This is a genomic window from Candidatus Hydrogenosomobacter endosymbioticus (assembly GCF_021654655.1).
Lineage (GTDB): Bacteria > Pseudomonadota > Alphaproteobacteria > Holosporales > GW7 > Hydrogenosomobacter > Hydrogenosomobacter endosymbioticus.
On sequence record NZ_AP025225.1, the window covers coordinates 322,580 to 340,966 of the forward strand.

Here is an 18,387-nt window from a genome sequence, read left to right on the forward strand (position 1 = left end):
GGTCTGATATTGCAAAAAAATCAAACTAAAGGCATATGATATCATTAAGCGCACACGTTATTTTCAAAAAATCATGCGCAATAGCACAATTCAAATAAACAGTGTTCAAGATACAAAAACGCTCGCATTAAAAATAGCGCGCCTTATAAGCTCTCCATGCGCAGTCTTGCTCAAAGGCCAACTTGGTAGCGGAAAAACTACATTTACAAAATTCCTTCTCGAAGAGCTAGAAGCCGATACGCAATTTTTCCAAAGCCCAACATTTCCGATAATGCTTCCATATGAATCTGAAAAATTTGGAACATTGTGGCACATAGATCTATATAGGATAGAGTCTGAAAGCGACCTGGTTGAACTATATCTTCCGGAAATATTTTCTAAAAACATATGTATAGTGGAGTGGCCGCAAATAGCAGAAAACCTTTTTTATGGAACGCGCCGACTATTCGTAGAGTTTTCAATGAATAAAGACGGGACTCGAACTGCCAACGCCGGAGAATTGCCAACCTAGATCTAGAATCATTTTACCTCTCAAATACTTATCTATAGTCGATGCTGTTTGGCAGAATTTCCATAATCTCTCTTGCGCGTTTATAGTAAACATCGCTTTTTGGCAGCTTTTTGACAGCTGTTTCTGCTTCCTTTCTTGCCCTATCTATATCTCCGGAAGCAGCATAAAATTCTGCCAAGCACGCACGCATTCTTCCATGATTATTGAGCTTTCCATATGCCCTTCCCAAAAGCTGCCAAGTGAACGCATCCATATCAGAACCTTTAATAAATAAAACCCGCTCTATGTTTCGTATTGCGGACGAAATATCGTCTACGCAATTAGACTCTACCATTATCCTAGCGGCTCCTTGTATCATGTACTGGTCAGACCTACGGGATTCGAGAGCCAGTTTAATTTCTCTAATCGCATCGTGCATTTTTCCAGCCTCAAAAAGTATTTGCGCTCTAATTTCCTGTATAAATGGTTTATTAAAAGCCCCTCCAGCAGACATTTCAAATTTATTTAGACTTTCCAGAGCGCATCTAGTGTTTCCAAGCCTAAAATTAACTATCGCCATCCCATAATTTTTGAAATCTCCATTTACTTTTAGGTTTTGTACGGCCTGCATAGCATCTGACACCGGAGAAGTAAACGCTGTAATTTTCGTTTTTATAATTTGAAATAATTGCTCGAAATTTTTTGGTAATTTAGTATTCTTGCTTATGTCTTTTTGCTCTAAATACGGGTTTTTTTTCATGTGCTGAAGACGTTCGCTGCTGACGGGGTGAGTACGAAAATATATGTTTTGGTCGTCTGACCTCTCTGTCTTTGCGATATATCCTATGAATCTTTCCAAGCCTGAGGTCGGCCATGAAATTTTCTTGAGAACAGACAAAGCAAATTGGTCAGCCGCAGACTCTTGCATTCGAGAGAATCCGCACAGAGATAACGAATGCACATCATTCGCCATAATAAATCCCTGCCCCAAAGCGCTAACATCCTTCGTAATGCCAGCTACAACTGCAGCTATAAGAATTGGGATTACGCTTTTTGAGCGCGAATTTTTCGCGGCTTCAAGCATTTGTATCGAATGATTGCAAACTATGTGGCCGATTTCATGAGCTAAAACACCAATGAGTTCTTCTGCGCATGAAGACTTCTCTATAAGTCCAACATTTATAAATATGTTGGTGTCGGACGCCATAGCGTTAACGTGCGCAGAGTTTACGAGAAAAAATTGGATCTTCTGCTTAGTGCCGCTTGCTCTAACCATAGGATCTATGAATAGCTTCAAAACTTCCTGAACTTCAGAGTCTGTAAGTATGTCCCCGTCTGCAAATTTTATAGGGAAAGTAAAAGCACACCCGTGATAAAACACAACAGAGAAAGCGAAGGCAAAAAAATATGCCACCACCCTACCACAAAAATCAGATAATAACTTTTTCACGTTTTCCATATTTGACAGATGCCGAAAGCAGAAACACGGCGGTTAGTATAACAAATGATCCTATACCAACCAACACGCTCGGCACTTCTGAAAATAATAAAAACCCCAAAAGCGCGCTCGCAACAACCCTTATCGACCCAAGGGGCATAAGGAATGTGACATCGGCAACATGCAAAGCCCTATTAGCGCCTTCATACGCGCAAGCAGTAAAAATTCCAAGAAAAACAAGCCACCCAACTTGCGTCATCGTTGGCACAGACCAAAATGGCAGACTTAAAGATGAAAATACGCATATGCTCATCATAATAAACGCCGTAGTATGGGATGGTGGCATTTTCTGCACAAGATACTTTGACCCAAGGCTTAAAGCACTAAAAAAGCTCACAGAAATAAGAGGAAGCAATATATAAGCCGCTTTTTGCTCCACAGAAAAATCGATATTCTCTAAACACTGCCCATGAGCAACTATAGCGCCTCCTATAATTCCAAGAACTATGGAAGACGCTCGAAGCCAATTAACTCTTTCCTTAAATATAAATATTCCGCCCATAGCCGTGAATATAGATCCAAGAAACCCGAACGAGACAACATTCACGACTGGAATATTTTTCATAGAATATCCCCAAGCAGCAAGGCTTATAGAAGCACATAACCCTATTGCAACGCACGCCTTGTTTTTAAACAAATGTATTGGCACCGTCCTAGCAATCGGCAGCATAAACAAAAAACCAAACAAAAACTGCAAACAAACTATTTCAAGGACGTAAACTTCCTGCCCAAGCTTTTTGAGTAGAACGTTCACGCACGCAAAGCTGAGAGAAGAAAAAACCCGCCACATCGCGCCTCGGAAATACAAAGACTTCTTAAAATCAAATGCACTCATCACTAACACCTCTTCAGAAACTACAGAAACAACACCAGTACCAATATAGCATCTCACAGTACGCCGCTCTGCACGGGGACAAAGCGGACTGATTACTTTACATCAACCCACCACCAGAACTCCCAATAAACCATTCGCAAATCACACGACGCGCAGGTTTTTATTACTTTACAGTTCGGCGGCTGCGTCACCCACATGGGTTATACAGTAACCGATTATTACCGTCAATACACCGTATCTCATACAGCGAACAACAAAAAAAGCGGACACAGCACAAACCGCGTCCGCTTTTCGCTTAAAAATTAATAGCGAAAGTTTTTCGATTTAAAAGTCCATTCCTCCCATACCTCCGTGCGGACCATATCCGCCGCCTCCAGAACCAACACCAGTCTGCTTTTCAACCTTCTCCGAGCTCATAACCTCTGTTGTAGCCATAAGAGAGGCGATAGAAGCAGCGTTCTGTAAAGCCATTCTAACAACCTGCGTAGGATCTACTATTCCTGCTTTGATCATGTCGCAATAAACCTCATTTTGCGCGTCGTAGCCAAAATTTTTATCACCACTTTCCTTTATTTTATTGACAACAACCCCGCCTTCAAGACCAGCGTTTTCTGCTATATATCGAGCGGGATACTCTATAGCTCGCATTATTATCTGCATGCCAAATTCATAATCCTTAGAGCGGAACGACTTACCCTCTATAGATTTAGAAACCGCTCTACCCGCAGAAATAAGAGCAGACCCACCGCCAGCAACTATGCCTTCCGTAAGCGCCGCTTTAGTCGCAAATTTTGCATCTTCAACGCGATCCTTTTTTTCTTTGACGGCAGTTTCAGTGGCGTCTCCTACGCGAATCACAGCAACTCCACCAGACAATTTAGCCAGCCTTTCCTGAAGCTTCTCTTTATCATAATCAGACGTGGTATCTTCTATCTGACGCCTAATTTGCTCGCACCTTCCAGAAATGGCATCCTTGGTTTTCCCAAGCCCACCTTCAACTATGGTTGTTGTCTCTTTATCAACTACTATCCTCTTAGCATGCCCAAGCATATCCACACGAACATTCTCTAGCTTCACGCCAATATCTTCCGATATGACCTGCCCACCTGTGAGTATAGCTATATCTTCAAGCATAGCTTTTCTTCTATCTCCAAAACCAGGAGCTTTCACAGCTACGACCTTAAGCCCTCCGCGCAGCTTGTTCACCACAAGAGTAGCCAGAGCCTCTCCCTCTATGTCTTCTGCGACAACTACAAGCGGCCTACCAGATTGAACTACAGCTTCCAAAATCGGCAATATGGGCTGAATCGAACTTATCTTTTTGTCGAACAGAAGAAAATACGGACTGTCGAGCTCGCAAATCATCTTCTCTGGATTAGTAACAAAATATGGAGAGATATATCCCCTATCAAACTGCATACCTTCGACGATATCCAGTTCCGTTTCACAAGATTTCGCCTCTTCCACAGTAATTACGCCTTCACAGCCAACTTTTTCTATTGCTTTAGCTATTATATCGCCGATTTCATCATCTCCGTTTGCAGAAATAGTGGCTACCTGACGTATAGCTTTGCTATCGTTCTTGACAGTGATACTATTTTTCTTCAGCTCCTCCACTATCATTTTCACAACATCATCGATTCCGCGCTTAACCTCCATCGGATTCATACCAGCAACAACAGCCTTCATGGCTTCTGTCAATATCGCTTGCGTAAGAACTGTTGCTGTCGTTGTTCCGTCCCCTGCGTAGTCAGCGGTTCTAGAAGCGACTTCTTTAACCATCTGCGCTCCCATATTCTCGAATCTGTCAGCGAGCTCTATGTCTTTAGCAACCGTAACCCCGTCTTTAGTTACTCGAGGCGTACCAAACGACTTTTCCAGTACAACATTGCGCCCTTTCGGACCAAGCGTCACGCGCACAGCGTTCGCAAGTTTATTAACTCCCTCAAGAAGCTTATCTCGAGCCTCTTGTGAAAACTTTAATTCTTTTACAGCCATCTGCGCCTCCTTATCCTATAACAGCCATTATGTCAGAGTTCTTCATGATGAGATACTCCTTGCCACCAAACTTCACCTCAGTTCCAGACCATTTGCCAAAAACGACGATATCTCCAACCCTAACGTCCATAGCGATGAGCTCACCGCCGTCAGCGCGCGCACCAGGACCAACGGCTACCACCTTCCCTTCAATAGGTTTTTCTTTAGCGGTGTCTGGAATTATTATCCCTCCTGCAGTCTTTTCCTCAGGTTCAAGCCGCTCAACTAGAACCCTGTCTTGCAAAGGTTTGAAATTCTCAAGACTTCTGTTTGCACTAGACATATCCCCTCCTTCCTTCATGTTACTTTTAGCACTTTAGCTAAGTGACTGCTAAATAATTACCACATTATGAATGCGTTGGCAATAGAAGTTGCAGGGCTATAAAACCGGCCATCTTTACACCCGCCATAGCGCCCCTTCTCTCTTCAGCATAAAACAAAACTCAAAACCACACCTAGAGCTAAATTTAGGTCAATTTCCACCGCCGCAGAGTTATAAAACCGACCCATATACCGCACAAAGCCATTATTAAACACACCGCCTCCGCGCAAAACAAAAAAACCCTGCCACACTCTTCCGCGGGCAGGGCAACAGGAACCACAGTCTCCTAGGTTTAGAGCTGTATGTTTCCTATTTATCAGTCATAGTTCTTCCTTACTTTTTGTTCTGAGCACCTAAATACGGGTCCTGATCTCTATCGGAACCATATGGCCTTTTAAACTGCTGCCCCTGAGTACCTTGCACTTTATCACTTGGTGCCTTAACTTTAAGCATCCGATTCGCTTGTGACATAAGTTGATTCGTCTCCGTTTCAGCTCTACCTCTAACCATATCGGCCAATCGCAAGTTTTCCTGTTCCAACGAACCGATACGAATCGCCGATTCATTATTGCTCTGTTCTAAAATTGAAGCTCTTTCAGATAACTCGCCATATCGTTGATTAAACGTATTTGACTGTTCAATAATCTTTCTATCTAAAGCGGCAACATCTTCAAACAACTGCCGTTGAGCGCGTGACAATTCGGCCGAAGTTCCATTAACACTATCCATAGTACCAGACAGTCGTTGAATTTTTTTGTCAGTATTATCAAGGTCCATCCTAGCCCGATCAGAAGCAGTTCGATCCCTTTCTAAAGACGCAGCCTCCATTCTTTTCTCAAATTCCGTCATTTCCAGGTCTTTCTGCCGTATAAGATCTTCTAGACCTTTAACAGATAAAACAATATACTCATTACATTCCTGTTTAACGTTTTGTAACGAAGATCCAAACTCGGAAACCCTGCTGTCAATCCCGTCAACCACGCCTCTAATCTCGCCATTGAAAGAAGCCATTCGCTCTTCAAAAGCCTTATAGCGTCCCTCCAGCTCACGGACTCTTTTGGAATAATCACCATCAAACTTATCGGAAACATTTTTAACCTGAGAGCTAATCTCTTCTTTGAAAGAATTCAAGCTTCCCTTAAAAAAGGCCTCCATATCTCCCATCTGCTTGCATTTTTCATCATACATAGATTTATATTGGACGCTTAGCCCCTCATACTGTCTGGCTAAATCATCTTTCTTTTCTACAATTTCCAATCTTCTGATAATGTCTGACGGCAGAACCGCTGAATTCTGCGCGGCAAATTGCTGCGCCATACCATTCTTCTGTTCTTCTGCAATCTTCTCAAGATGAGACTTCTGCTGTTTCAAACATCCTATCTCCTTGAGAGACTCTTGCTGCAACGATAACGCGTTATCAAGCTGAGACTTCTGCTGCGCTAGCATGCTCTCAAGATGAGACTTCTGCTGCGCTAGCATGCTCTCAAGATGAGACTTCTGCTGTTTCAAAGATTCTACCTCCTTGAGAGACTCTTGCTGATGCGATAACGCGTTATCAAGCTGAACATTCTGCTGCTCTAGCATGTTCTCAAACTGAACATTCTGCCGCCCGAAACGCTCCCCCCCATCTGCACCTAGTTTCCGCTGTTGAGAAAACCCAGCTTGAAGACCCCTATCACTACCATCATCCACGATCTCTGCACCAAGACGTTGTTTATCTCCAAAATCCGCGCTGGGATGCCCCTTCAGATAACCGCCCTTCTGGCTCATGGGGTTTAAATCTCCAATTTGTTGATCCTGGCTCCACTGGACCAATCGACCATTACCAGCATTTGCACCTAACGGCTCGCTCTGTAGAAACTGTAGCCTAGAAGATTTATGTCTGCTTTGCGTATCATCATTAACTTTGCTTAAAGTCATAAAAGATTTCGACCGGCCCGAAACCTTTTCTATTTCTACTGCACGCTGAAAGATATCTCTAATAAACTGAGCAATACCGCCATTTTCTTGCAAAAACACACTAACACCGCCATTAGGATCTTTGTAATCCGCCAGAGCTATTGGCAAAATATGACGGGTTTCATCAATCTGGAAACTATCGATATCACCATCGTCAATTTTAGAAAGAGCACTAAAAAACGCATCTGAAAAACAGGAGAGCACAACTGATTTTTTATCAGACCCTTTTGATTGGGCAGATCTATCCGCAAACAATTGTCCCGCAGCTTTCCTTAAACTTTCGCTATTCGGTCCCGCCGCACCAACGCCAGCAAAGCTAAATAAAGCCCCAAAAAGCGCCAACGCTACCGATTTTCTAATCGAATTCATACCTAAATTCCTCCTCAAAACACAATTGGCTCACACCATAGCAGCCATTGTAAATTGGTATATATGATCACAACTGTTTTGTAAAGAGACTTATAAAAACTTTTTACTTTAATTATCTAAGGAGACGCTTTAGTGAACTAGTAAAATCTCCTTGTTAAACCCCAACATACCTCAAAATTCTTCAATATCAATTAGGTTGAGTTCCTTGCTCCAAAAATCTGTTTTATTGTAAGAAATTCCTAATATCAGGAAAAGGATTTCCAAATTTTCAATTCTACGATACTGAACATCCCGCACCATACCATCGAGCTCCGCCCACGCGAAACGCATAGAGCAAAAAAAAACCATAGAGGCATGCACGTAGCATAAACATAAAAACAACCAGCTTACCGTACACACCTTGTAGTACAAATTTCGAAGCGCTTTCAACCGATTCAGGTCAAAAGAGACGCCGAGCTGTCGACATTTGTTAAAGCTCACGGTTTATGAGATAATGCTGCCGTGAACTTTGCTTGTTGCTTTGTTTTTGTGAAAAAGTGTTCCGCTTATTTTGCTCTGCCACTCCGAGATTTAGTTGTGTTCCCAGGAGCCGTAGCGCCGCTGTTCATCAAGCGCGATAAATCCATAGCGTCTCTTCAGGCCGCAGCAGACAAAGGAGAGATGGTATTGCTCGTAACTCAAAAATCAGCGAGAATGGACAACCCCGCGATATCAGACGTATACAGTGTAGGCACCCTTGCGTCAATCGTACAAATAACTCGCCTTCCAGATGGAAGCGTTAAAGCTCTAGTAGACGGAAAAAAAAGAGCATTTATCTCGCAAAATTACGATTTTGAAGGATCCAGCCTGTTCACAGCAATGTGTAGCGAAATGGAAACAGTAGTAGAAGATGAAAAAGAGGTGGAAGCGTTGCGACGGCTCCTTCTGACAGAACTAGAACAATATGTAAAAATAAATAAAAAAAATGAGCTAGGAAATTTATCTTCTATATCGCAAATAAAAAACACAGAACGCATGCTAGACATAATATCGTCCCACCTATTAATGAGCCTAGAGCTGAAACAGGAAATTTTGGAGGCCGTGTCGCTCAACCAACGACTAGAGCTTGTCTTCAGCTATCTTGGAGTTGAAATAGAGGTCGCTCACGTACAACGCAGAATATGGAACAGGGTAAAAGACGACCTTGAAAAACAGCAGAAAGAGTATGTGCTTCAGATGCAGCGCAAAGCAATCGATAATGAACTCGGAGACTTGGACGGAACGTCGCGCAATGAACTGTCAGAACTTGAAGATAAAATAAACGCAGCTACGCTGTCTCCTGAGGCAAAAGAAAAGGCGCTCTCCGAACTAAAAAAGCTGCGCTATATGAACACTATGTCTTCAGAAGCAACCGTTATTAGAAATTATCTTGACTGGATTTTAAGCTTACCCTGGGACAAGCCCACCACACTGTGCAAAGACCTGACTAAAGCACATTCTATTCTCAATAAGGAACACTATGGTCTTGATAAAGTAAAAGAAAAAATACTAGAGTTTCTCGCTGTACAAAATAGAACAGAAAAAACTCAAGGATTTGTCCTTTGCCTAGTGGGGCCACCTGGAGTTGGAAAAACTTCTCTGGCAGAATCGATAGCTAACGCAACTGGACGACAGTTTGTACGGTTTTCATTAGGTGGAATAAAAGACGAGGCTGAAATTCGTGGCCACAGAAGAACGTATATAGGAGCTATGCCAGGGCGCATAATACAAGGAATGAAAAAAGCTAAGACCACTAATCCTTTATTCGCTCTTGATGAGCTCGACAAAATTGGGCAAGATTGGCGCGGAGACCCGTCAGACGCGCTCTTAGAAGTTTTGGACAGGTCGCAAAATTTCGACTTCAAAGATCACTATCTCGAAGTTGGATATGATCTGTCTAATGTTATGTTTGTTGGAACTGCCAATTCTATAAATATTCCACCTGCTCTTCTCGACAGAATGGAGATAATTTGGGTATCTGGATACACGGAAGACGAAAAAGTGGAAATTGCAAAAAAACACCTTATTCCGCGAAAAAAAGAAGAAAGCGGGCTTAAGGGTAAAGAGTTTACAATAAGCGATGAAGCTCTGCGAATTATCATACGCAATTACTGTAAAGAAGCGGGCGTTCGCAACCTAGAGCGGGAAATAGCCTCTCTCGCACGCAAAGCAGTTAAAGAAATGATTCTAAACGGAACAAAATCTGTAAAAATCACGAGGAGCAACATAGCCAAATATGCTGGCGTGCCGAAGTTTGTTAATACTGATTCAGAGCTTGACGATAAAGTCGGCGTTACAACAGGGCTAGCTTGGACAGAAATGGGAGGAGACATACTATACATAGAAGCGCTCGTTCTCTCTGGAAAAGGAAACGTCGTCTGCACTGGAAAACTGGGAGAGGTGATGCAAGAGTCTGTAAAAGCAGCTTTAAGCTTTGTAAAATACAAGGCCACCGATTATAACATAGACCCTTCAGTATTTGAAAAGAGCGACATACATATACATGTTCCAGAGGGAGCAACTCCTAAAGACGGGCCATCTGCTGGCGTTGCTATGTGCGCATCAATGGTGTCAGCGCTCACAGGAATCCCAGTGCGCGGAGACATAGCAATGACAGGAGAAATCAGCCTGAGAGGAAAGGTCTTACCAATCGGAGGACTGAAAGAAAAGTTACTTGCAGCTCTTAGATATGGTATAAAAAATGTTCTTATCCCATTTGGTAACATGAAAGACCTCGAGGAAATCCCTCAAAATGTGAAGAGCGAGCTAAACATAATACCTATAACCACGATATCTGATGTTTTAGAAAATTCGCTAAAAAAACGAGATCTCACAGAAAGCGGCAACGCAAGAAACTCTGTCGGCCACAAATCCAGAAAGAAACCTATCAACACTCCCGATTCAGCAGCTGCTCGGTAACATCGGTAATAGGACATGGCCCGGGCTCTAGTTCAGCTCCTGTATTCATACACTCGTCCCTCTTGTAACTATCCGGGACCTATAAACGTTTCATTATATTATTGAAATTATTCAAAAATTATGCAATCATGAAAACCGTTGTTTTTCTTAGAATTTGGTAGATAAATATGAATACACAGAAGATAAAACTCGTGTTTGCGAGTGCGGTTTTCTTTGTTGCGCTGTGCTCGCCAGCCTCCAGCTTCGGTGTTAAGGTAAGGCCAGAAGATGTTGAATATGCTTGTAGAGCGGTGGGGAAATACACTCGCTATTTTGATGAGAGTAAGAACAACCAATCTCGTAACAACTATCTAGAAACGGTGGCAATCAGAATAAACACGGATAGACCTCTAAAAGAAATAGCTTCTCTTTTAGAATGTGGCGATAACAAACGAAACGATGACGACATAATAAAAGAATTTATAAAAATAGCAAGAGATAGGCGCGAAGAGATTGATGGAAAAACCAAACAATCCTCCCAATTCCAATACGACGACAGCCAATTTGCTGAATTTAAGGCGCAGAGCTCACAAATAACACAATTATCTTCTTTATATAAAAAGCTTAACCACCTGCCTACCAACCTTAACTTCACAGCGGGAGACATCACTCTTAGTAATTCTGGCACATTAATAACTCAACCAAAAGATTGTTCATTAGACCACACACTAGAAGGTAATACAGGTAACATACCATTGCATAGCAAAACAAACACCAATGATCAGCGCGAGACATCTGAGGAATCTGGCGGTTGGTTTAGCACAACAATGAAATTGGTAAAGAGCCTTTTCAATTAGGAGATAAAATATGAATACAAATAAAATACGTAAAATAAAACTCGTGTTTGCGAGTGCGGTTTTCTTTGTTGCGCTGTGCTCGCCAGCCTCCAGCTTCGGTGTTAAGGTAAGGCCAGAAGATGTTGAATATGCTTGTGAAAAGGTAGGAACTTACAAGCATTATAATGGAAAATATTATTTGAGGGAACGTGATAGTAGTTCAAATGAACGTGATAGTAGTTCAAATGAATGTTATGACGTACATAGGTTATCCGAAATTATGGCTGAGATGATAAATAACAAACAGACAACAAAAGAAATACAACGATCTTTATACCTGGGTTCAGGGACAGACTATGGGCTAGAAATAATAATAACTGTGATTGCAACAGCGAAAGAAAAAAGAAGGTCTATAATAGCGAAAAAAAGAGAAGCCAGGGCGGAAATAATTGGGGAAACCCCTTTTCAACGCGGATCCTGTAACCATTTTCGAGGCAGATACCGTAATTACTTTCGAGGCCAACCCTATGGAATAAACATGAGAAATCTTGAAAGCGACTATAGCTCGCAGATATCAAATTTATCTTCTCTATATACAAAAATAGAACAAAAATTCACCACACTGGAGGGTTATGCAGAGCGAAAATTCACTCCTCTGGAGGGTTATGCAAGGCAAATCATTAAAAGTGAAGATGCTCTGCGAGAAAAAATTGATACTGTTATTTTGGAGCTGAATCAAATAAAAAACAAACAGCATTTTCCCCAAGATACATTCAATGCACGAGAGATGCCTTTCTCAGAGAAACACGAAGCGCAAGAACAAAAAATATTCTCAAACATTATTATGCAAGACGAATTTTCTCATCATATAAAATGCGAGAAACACGAAGTGCAAGAACAAAAACCCCTTATTAACATCAAAATGGGAGACATCACTTTTAGTAATTCTGGCACATTAATAACTCAACCAAAAAATTGTTCATTAGACCACACACTAGAAGGTAATACAGGTAACATACCATTGCATAGCAAAACAAACACCAATGATCAGCACGAGACATCTGAGGAATCTGGCGGTTGGTTTAGCACAACAATGAAATGGATAAAGAGCCTTTTCAATTAGGAGATAAAATATGAATACAAATAAAATACGTAAAATAAAACTCTTGTTTACGAGCGCGTTTTTCTTTGCTGCGCTGTGCTCGCCAGCCTCCAGCTTCGGCGTTAGGGTCACCGTAGCCGATGTTGAATATGCGCTTAAAGCAGTTGGGAAAAAAACTCCTTATTTTAATTTTGCTCCATCCAACAAGGATCGTATCGAACACCTTGAAACATTAGTGATAAAAATAAACTCCGACCGCCCAGCAAAAGAAATAATGAGCCTTCTACGTGATGACGGTAATGATCGAAACGATGACAAACTAATAGAAGAATTTATAAAAATAGCACGAGACAGAAACGAAGAGGTTAATGGAAAAACTAAACCAAGTTACAACGACAGCCAAATGGCGTTTATTGAAAAAAATCTTAAAGATCAGGGCATGATAATGAAAGAATTATCAAAAAAAGTTTCCGACTTAGAAAACTATGCTGTAAACAGATTTAATGATGTTGTAAGCAAACTTAATATTTTGGATAACCGAATCGATCTCTTAGCCGAAGAGTTGGCTCAAACAAAAATTAAACAACAAGCTCAAGAACAAAGAATTGAAGAGCTAGAAAAAATTCCATCAACTCAGATCAATAATTTTGGAACAAATAATTTCGGCCTATTGGTGAATGAAACTAAAAATAGCACATATGAAAGTAAAAGAATTAACGATATACATATCTCAGGAGCCCCTCAACAAAACAAGAGTTCGCAATCTAAAGAAAAATGCGATGATTCTGGTTGGCAAAATTCATTCGATAGCAAAACTCCAAGCAGCCAAGCTGTCAGTGTTCGTAAGAGCCCTATCGCTATGTGTACTATCTATTAAACTAAACCCCAAACCAAAAACCCACAGCGCAGCGCTGCCGCCACTTAAAGCAGCGCTGTTTTTCCTGAAAATAACTTGTCCCTACCCTGGCGAAACAAATTGCATAAATTTGCCGAACAGTAAATAAAAGCGTATATTTATCAATCATCAACAGCGGCCCTATTGGCAGTGTCAACATGCTATACATTGAAGCGATAAAAGACATAAAGGATGCGATAATTGAAGAAATTTCTGGCTTATGCAAAGGTTACGACGGCGACGTATCTGTAATACCTCCCGATGACGAAAGCAATGGAGACCTCACAACCAACATAGCGTTTGTCATAGCCAAAACTGTACGGAAAAAGCCCATAGATATTGCTTCTGCGATAGCCTTAAGACTGTCGAATCTTTCAACTGTTAAAAGCGCGTCTGCCGTTGGAGCTGGATTTGTGAATATAACACTAGCGAAAGAGATATGGAGCGACGTTGTCATAGAAGTGCTTAAGGATAGATGCGAGTATGGAAAGTCAGATATAGGAGGCGGCGCTAAGATAAACATCGAGTATGTGTCAGCAAACCCAACAGGACCATTACACGCTGGGCACGGCCGAGGAGCTGTCATTGGCGACTCGCTAGCAAACCTCCTTGAATTTGCAGGATTTGACGTCACACGAGAATACTACGTAAACGATGCCGGAAATCAAGTAGAAATTTTGGCGCGCACAGTATACCTGCATTATAAAGCTCTACTGGAAAACCACGATGCGGAAATTCCAGATGGAATGTACCCTGGAGACTATCTAAAAGATGTAGCAAAAGAAATCATAGCTAGTTGTGATAAAAAATGGGTCAATAGTCCGCAGGAAGAGTGGCTTTCCGAGTTCCAGAAAATGTCTGTTGAGATTTTACTTCTAAAAATAAAAGAAGATTTACGCGAACTAGGAATAAACCACGATTTGTTTTCATATGAAAGCCGCCTCCACCAAAAAAAACCTGATATCCAAATGTCTACCGTTGAAGAAGCGGCAGAAAATCTAAAAAGTAAAGGACTTGTATATGAAGGCGCTCTGCCAAAACCAAAAGGGATAGAAGACGAAAATTGGAGCGAGGAAAAGCTTCTCCTGTTTAGGTCTTCAAATTTTGGCGACGAGCAGGACCGAGCTCTCCAGCGCCCAGACGGAAGTTGGACATATTTCGCTGGCGATATCGCATACCATATGGATAAATTTCGTCGTGGATTCAAAAATATCATAGACATTTGGGGAGCCGACCACGAAAGCCATGTAAGAAAAACCAAAGCAGGAGTATGCGCTGTCACAGATGGAGCCGCAAACATGGCCGTCTTGATTTGCCAAATGGTAGCATTCATGGATAACGGCGCACCGGTGAAAATGTCCAAAAGAGCAGGCACATTTGTAACACTCCGAGAAGTTACAGATGCCGTAGGAAAAGACGTGTTCCGTTTTTTCATGCTGACAAAAAAATCCGATACCCATATGGAATTTGATTTTCAAAAAGTGAAAGAACAGTCGAAAGATAACCCAGTGTTTTATGTGCAGTACGCCCATGCACGCTGCAGATCCGTACTGCGCTCATTCGAAAAAATGTTTGGCAAAAATGTATTTAAAGAAGAAGCCCACACTATAAATCCAAATAAAATAGAATTCCGCAGCCTCTCGGACTATCACATTTCAGTCGCAAAAATTCTCGCAGACTGGCCCAGACAAATCGAGCAGACAGCAAAAACGTATGAGTTGAACAAGATCGCTAATTACCTATATAAACTTTCAAGCGCCTTTCACAGACTATGGCAGCAGGGACGGTCAGAGCCCGCCATGCGTTTTCTTAACCAGAGCGACGAAAGGCTGTCCTTTGCTAATGCTGGGTTCGTTTATGCTGTGGCCTCAGTAATCGCGTCTGGCCTTAGGATATTCGGCGTCGAGCCAGCAGAAGAAATTGTTTAACTCAGCTATTCCCTGTATTATTTTTAGCATCGGCTGTTTCTTTCTCAAAAATTTTTATACAACGGATAGTATGTTGTTCTTATGGGGTTGATTTATGGATAACATTTCTCAAAAATTAACAAAAATTTTGAGCCGCTCAACTTTAAAACGCTCGAAACGACCTTTTTTTTCATCGGGACCATGCGTAAAACATGCAGGGTGGAGTTTACAAAAAAGTCTTCAGTATTTTGAAGAAAATTTGATAGGTATCTCGCACAGATCACCTATAGGCGTTTCAAGAGTAGCTGATTTAATAGGTAAGCTTAGAGAAATACTAGAAATTCCACAGTCTCACAAAATAGCAATCCTACCCGCTTCATCCACAGGAGCCATTGAAACGGCTATTTGGAACCTCCTAGGCAAACCAAGAGTTGGAATAGACTCAATCAGCTGGGACTTGTTTAGCAAAACGTGGGAGCTCGACGTGAGAGAGCAGCTCAAAATTCAAGACGTAACTCCTTTTTGCGTGAAGGATATAGAAAATTTACACAACCGCGACCACTCTCGCGATATCTTGTTTTCATTAACAGGGACTACAAGCGGGCTCAGCCTCAACAAAGAGTCATTGAAATTTTTAGAAAAAAGAAAAGGAATATCGGTGTGCGACGCCGCATCTGCTGTTATGACGTCTGAAATAGACTGGTCTCTTCTCGACGCAACAGGATTTTCTCTTCAAAAAGGATTCGGCGCCGAAGCAGGAACAGGCGTCCTTGTTCTCAGCACCATGGCTCTAAAACGATTGTCAGAGTATACCCCGTCATGGCCGATACCAAAAATATTCAGGCTGAAGTCATATGACGGATCAATTATAGATGGCATATTTCGAGGAGAAATGATAAACACGCAGTCACTTTTATGTATAGAAGAAGCAATAGACGCAGTAACGTATGCGCAAAATTCAGGAGGACTAAAACACGCGCTTTCGCAAATAGAGCAAAACTTTAAAGAGCTAGAAAGTTGGGTAAAAGCAAAAGAGTGGGTAATGTTCCTTGTAGAAGACGAAAGATACAGAGCAAAATCCTGTGTATGCCTCAAGATAACGGACAGCTATTTCAACACATTGACGACAGAAAAACAATGGTTATTTCTAAACGAGATGCAGCTCGGCCTTTCGCATATAAACGCTGCCCATAACATAGTTAATCACCCTCTCTGCGGAACGCCCTCTTTGAGGATCTGGTGCGGACCAACCGTTGAGACAGAAGACATTTCGTCACTTCTTCCATGGATCGAACTCGCCTTCACAGCAATGAAAGGTCTCTGTTCTGAAAAATTATAAAATCTCTACTCGATATCTAGCCTACAAGGTATAAAATATGCGTAATTCATTATACTCTAAAGTATAAAGTCGCTTCCGCAGCAGCATCATATCCGGCTGTTATCGCGCAAATATTTTGTCGAACAACAGAGTAAAATACTATATAATTCATGCGTTATCCCAAACGGAGTAATCATGAACAAATCTGTTTTGTCATCAAAATTAAAAACACTTCTAGCAGACAGCTATGCTCTATATATCAAAACTCAAAATTACCACTGGAATGTTGAGGGCTCTGATTTCGTTGGACTGCATACATTTTTTGAAGAAAAATATCGGGACCTGGCTGAGGCCATAGATTCAGTTGCAGAGTTTATAAGAATGCTTGGAGAGAAAGCTCCAGGAACTTTTGCTGAATTTGCAAGCGCAACATCTATAAAAGACGGAGTGAACTCGATTTCTGCTATGGAAATGGTCAGAGACCTTGCGGATGGGCAAAACATCTTACAAAAAACTCTGCATGAAGTTTATGAAGAGGCAGAGAGATGCAGGGAATTCGCGATTTCAGGGTTTGCTTCAGAGCGAATATCAGCGCATAAAAAAGCAGAGTGGATACTTCGCAGCTTGTTAAAATAGAAAATACAACTTCTTCATAAAGAAGCACACTAGCGCTCCGCTCTATGCTGATTTTTATATGTATAAATACAGCTGCGGAGCTTGAGTCTCGTGTTTTCTTAATAAATTGATTTTAATGAGATTTTTTTCAGGATGAGTCACGCAAACTATACCTTTATGCCTATTAATATCTCACAACTTCTCTTTCATGAATAAATTTCGAAAAAGCTCTACCCAATGCCAAACACAGTGCTGCATATATCGCTCATATCTCGCGGAAGACCAGATTGAAAATCTAACCGCTTCTTAGTTCTTGGGTGTATGAATGATAAAGTTTTAGAGTGAAGGGCATGTCTACCTTGCCGCAATTCCATGCTCGCCCCGTATTTAGTAGCTATGCTGTGTGTTTTTCTCGGAGCGTATGTAATATCCCCAAGAATAGGTGTCTTCATGTAAGAGAAATGCACTCTAATCTGATGCGTCCTTCCAGTCTCCAGCGCACATTCCACGATGCTATGCGAAGCTATAGACTTGATAACCTTATAATTGGTCACCGCTCGCTTACCGCCAACGGTAACCACCGCCATTTTTTTTCTGTTTATATGGTGGCGACCTATAAAAGTTTCTATCACACCCATTGGCCTTGTTGGAACACCTATAGTGATCGCCCAATAAGTGCGCTTTATATCTCTCGTCTCAAATTGTTTGCATATTTCAGTGTGGGAAAAATCATTTTTTGCTACCGCCATAAGACCGCTTGTTTCTTTGTCGAGTCTGTGGACGATTCCAGGCTTTTGCTCACCAGAAATTCCAGATAGCGCCTCGCCACAATGAGACAGAAGAGCGTTCACCAGAGTGCCTCTAATATTACCAGCTCCTGGATGGACAACCATTCCAGCCGCTTTATTAATAATAAGAACGTCCTCATCCTCATAAACGACCTCTATGGGAATTTCTTCCGGTATTAATCCACATTTTTCAGGATCAGGGATAAAAAGCTTTATGACATCACCCGATCTAACCCTATAGTCACATTCAGCTATAACATTTCCACAAACACAGACATTTCCAGATTTTATAAGGCTCTGAATTCTCGACCTGCTAACTTCAGGAGCAGCTCCGTGAAGAAAAATGTCCACACGAACAGGGGCTCGCTCATCCTCCATAAAAAATTCCATAATCTTCATGAAAAACAACCTCAAATACCTGTAAATTCAACGCTATTGCAATAATCCAAAATAAACTTCTTTAAAATTAATCTTTCATCGTAAATAAAATAAGCTCTCCT

Annotated in this window: 14 protein-coding genes; 8 read left to right on the forward strand and 6 right to left on the reverse strand. The window is 41.6% G+C overall.

Annotation, left to right across the window (positions count from 1 at the left end; translation table 11 throughout):
• The first annotated feature begins 73 nt into the window (after positions 1-73).
• Positions 74-511 carry a tRNA (adenosine(37)-N6)-threonylcarbamoyltransferase complex ATPase subunit type 1 TsaE gene (gene tsaE / locus HYD_RS01510; RefSeq protein ID WP_236865634.1) on the forward strand — a complete coding sequence of 146 codons (438 nt, stop codon included), beginning with the start codon at positions 74-76 and terminating at the stop codon, positions 509-511.
• A gap of 28 nt (positions 512-539) precedes the next feature.
• Here tsaE and HYD_RS01515 read toward each other — a convergent pair whose 3' ends face one another.
• From HYD_RS01515 to HYD_RS01535, 5 genes are all read right to left on the reverse strand, one after another.
• The gene (locus HYD_RS01515; protein ID WP_236865636.1) at positions 540-1,949 is read right to left on the reverse strand and encodes a M48 family metalloprotease; all 1,410 of its coding nucleotides are present in this window, start codon (positions 1,947-1,949) and stop codon (positions 540-542) included.
• On the reverse strand, positions 1,921-2,880 hold the full coding sequence (locus HYD_RS01520) for a DMT family transporter (RefSeq protein WP_236865638.1): 960 nt from the start codon (positions 2,878-2,880) through the stop codon (positions 1,921-1,923). The genes HYD_RS01515 and HYD_RS01520 overlap by 29 nt, the downstream gene beginning before the upstream one ends.
• A gap of 267 nt (positions 2,881-3,147) precedes the next feature.
• Positions 3,148-4,821: a chaperonin GroEL gene (gene groL, locus HYD_RS01525; RefSeq protein WP_236865639.1), complete on the reverse strand. Its 1,674-nt coding sequence runs from the start codon at positions 4,819-4,821 to the stop codon at positions 3,148-3,150.
• A gap of 10 nt (positions 4,822-4,831) precedes the next feature.
• Positions 4,832-5,143 (reverse strand): co-chaperone GroES, encoded by a 312-nt coding sequence (groES, locus tag HYD_RS01530; RefSeq protein ID WP_236865641.1) that lies wholly within the window; start codon positions 5,141-5,143, stop codon positions 4,832-4,834.
• Between the two features lie 372 nt (positions 5,144-5,515).
• Positions 5,516-7,510: a hypothetical protein gene (locus HYD_RS01535; protein WP_236865650.1), complete on the reverse strand. Its 1,995-nt coding sequence runs from the start codon at positions 7,508-7,510 to the stop codon at positions 5,516-5,518.
• A gap of 528 nt (positions 7,511-8,038) precedes the next feature.
• Between HYD_RS01535 and lon the strand changes: the two genes are divergently transcribed.
• From lon to HYD_RS01570, 7 genes are all read left to right on the forward strand, one after another.
• Positions 8,039-10,447: an endopeptidase La gene (gene lon / locus HYD_RS01540; RefSeq protein WP_236865652.1), complete on the forward strand. Its 2,409-nt coding sequence runs from the start codon at positions 8,039-8,041 to the stop codon at positions 10,445-10,447.
• A 167-nt stretch (positions 10,448-10,614) separates the two neighbouring features.
• The gene (locus HYD_RS01545; protein WP_236865654.1) at positions 10,615-11,283 is read left to right on the forward strand and encodes a hypothetical protein; all 669 of its coding nucleotides are present in this window, start codon (positions 10,615-10,617) and stop codon (positions 11,281-11,283) included.
• Positions 11,284-11,293: 10 nt separating this feature from the next.
• Positions 11,294-12,385 carry a hypothetical protein gene (locus HYD_RS01550; RefSeq protein WP_236865656.1) on the forward strand — a complete coding sequence of 364 codons (1,092 nt, stop codon included), beginning with the start codon at positions 11,294-11,296 and terminating at the stop codon, positions 12,383-12,385.
• Positions 12,386-12,395: 10 nt separating this feature from the next.
• Positions 12,396-13,241, forward strand: coding sequence for a hypothetical protein (locus HYD_RS01555; RefSeq protein ID WP_236865657.1), 846 nt, complete (start codon positions 12,396-12,398; stop codon positions 13,239-13,241).
• Positions 13,242-13,417: 176 nt separating this feature from the next.
• Positions 13,418-15,187: an arginine--tRNA ligase gene (gene argS, locus HYD_RS01560; protein ID WP_236865659.1), complete on the forward strand. Its 1,770-nt coding sequence runs from the start codon at positions 13,418-13,420 to the stop codon at positions 15,185-15,187.
• A gap of 94 nt (positions 15,188-15,281) precedes the next feature.
• Entirely contained in the window at positions 15,282-16,505 is a 1,224-nt protein-coding gene (locus HYD_RS01565) for an aminotransferase class V-fold PLP-dependent enzyme (RefSeq protein WP_236865661.1), read from the forward strand.
• A gap of 174 nt (positions 16,506-16,679) precedes the next feature.
• Positions 16,680-17,120: a Dps family protein gene (locus HYD_RS01570; protein ID WP_236865663.1), complete on the forward strand. Its 441-nt coding sequence runs from the start codon at positions 16,680-16,682 to the stop codon at positions 17,118-17,120.
• Between the two features lie 209 nt (positions 17,121-17,329).
• Here HYD_RS01570 and HYD_RS01575 read toward each other — a convergent pair whose 3' ends face one another.
• Positions 17,330-18,286, reverse strand: a complete 957-nt coding sequence (locus HYD_RS01575; protein ID WP_236865665.1) for an RluA family pseudouridine synthase — start codon at positions 18,284-18,286, stop codon at positions 17,330-17,332.
• Between the last annotated feature and the right edge of the window lie 101 nt (positions 18,287-18,387).

What these genes read in the sequence shown, in the direction of transcription:
- tsaE (WP_236865634.1), top strand. Translation starts at nt 74, where the DNA reads ATGCGCAATAGCACAATTCAAATAAACAGTGTTCAAGATACAAAAACG.
- HYD_RS01515 (WP_236865636.1), bottom strand. Translation starts at nt 1,949, where the DNA reads ATGGAAAACGTGAAAAAGTTATTATCTGATTTTTGTGGTAGGGTGGTG.
- groL (WP_236865639.1), bottom strand. Translation starts at nt 4,821, where the DNA reads ATGGCTGTAAAAGAATTAAAGTTTTCACAAGAGGCTCGAGATAAGCTT.
- groES (WP_236865641.1), bottom strand. Translation starts at nt 5,143, where the DNA reads ATGTCTAGTGCAAACAGAAGTCTTGAGAATTTCAAACCTTTGCAAGAC.
- HYD_RS01535 (WP_236865650.1), bottom strand. Translation starts at nt 7,510, where the DNA reads ATGAATTCGATTAGAAAATCGGTAGCGTTGGCGCTTTTTGGGGCTTTA.
- HYD_RS01545 (WP_236865654.1), top strand. Translation starts at nt 10,615, where the DNA reads ATGAATACACAGAAGATAAAACTCGTGTTTGCGAGTGCGGTTTTCTTT.
- HYD_RS01550 (WP_236865656.1), top strand. Translation starts at nt 11,294, where the DNA reads ATGAATACAAATAAAATACGTAAAATAAAACTCGTGTTTGCGAGTGCG.
- HYD_RS01555 (WP_236865657.1), top strand. Translation starts at nt 12,396, where the DNA reads ATGAATACAAATAAAATACGTAAAATAAAACTCTTGTTTACGAGCGCG.
- argS (WP_236865659.1), top strand. Translation starts at nt 13,418, where the DNA reads ATGCTATACATTGAAGCGATAAAAGACATAAAGGATGCGATAATTGAA.
- HYD_RS01565 (WP_236865661.1), top strand. Translation starts at nt 15,282, where the DNA reads ATGGATAACATTTCTCAAAAATTAACAAAAATTTTGAGCCGCTCAACT.
- HYD_RS01570 (WP_236865663.1), top strand. Translation starts at nt 16,680, where the DNA reads ATGAACAAATCTGTTTTGTCATCAAAATTAAAAACACTTCTAGCAGAC.
- HYD_RS01575 (WP_236865665.1), bottom strand. Translation starts at nt 18,286, where the DNA reads ATGAAGATTATGGAATTTTTTATGGAGGATGAGCGAGCCCCTGTTCGT.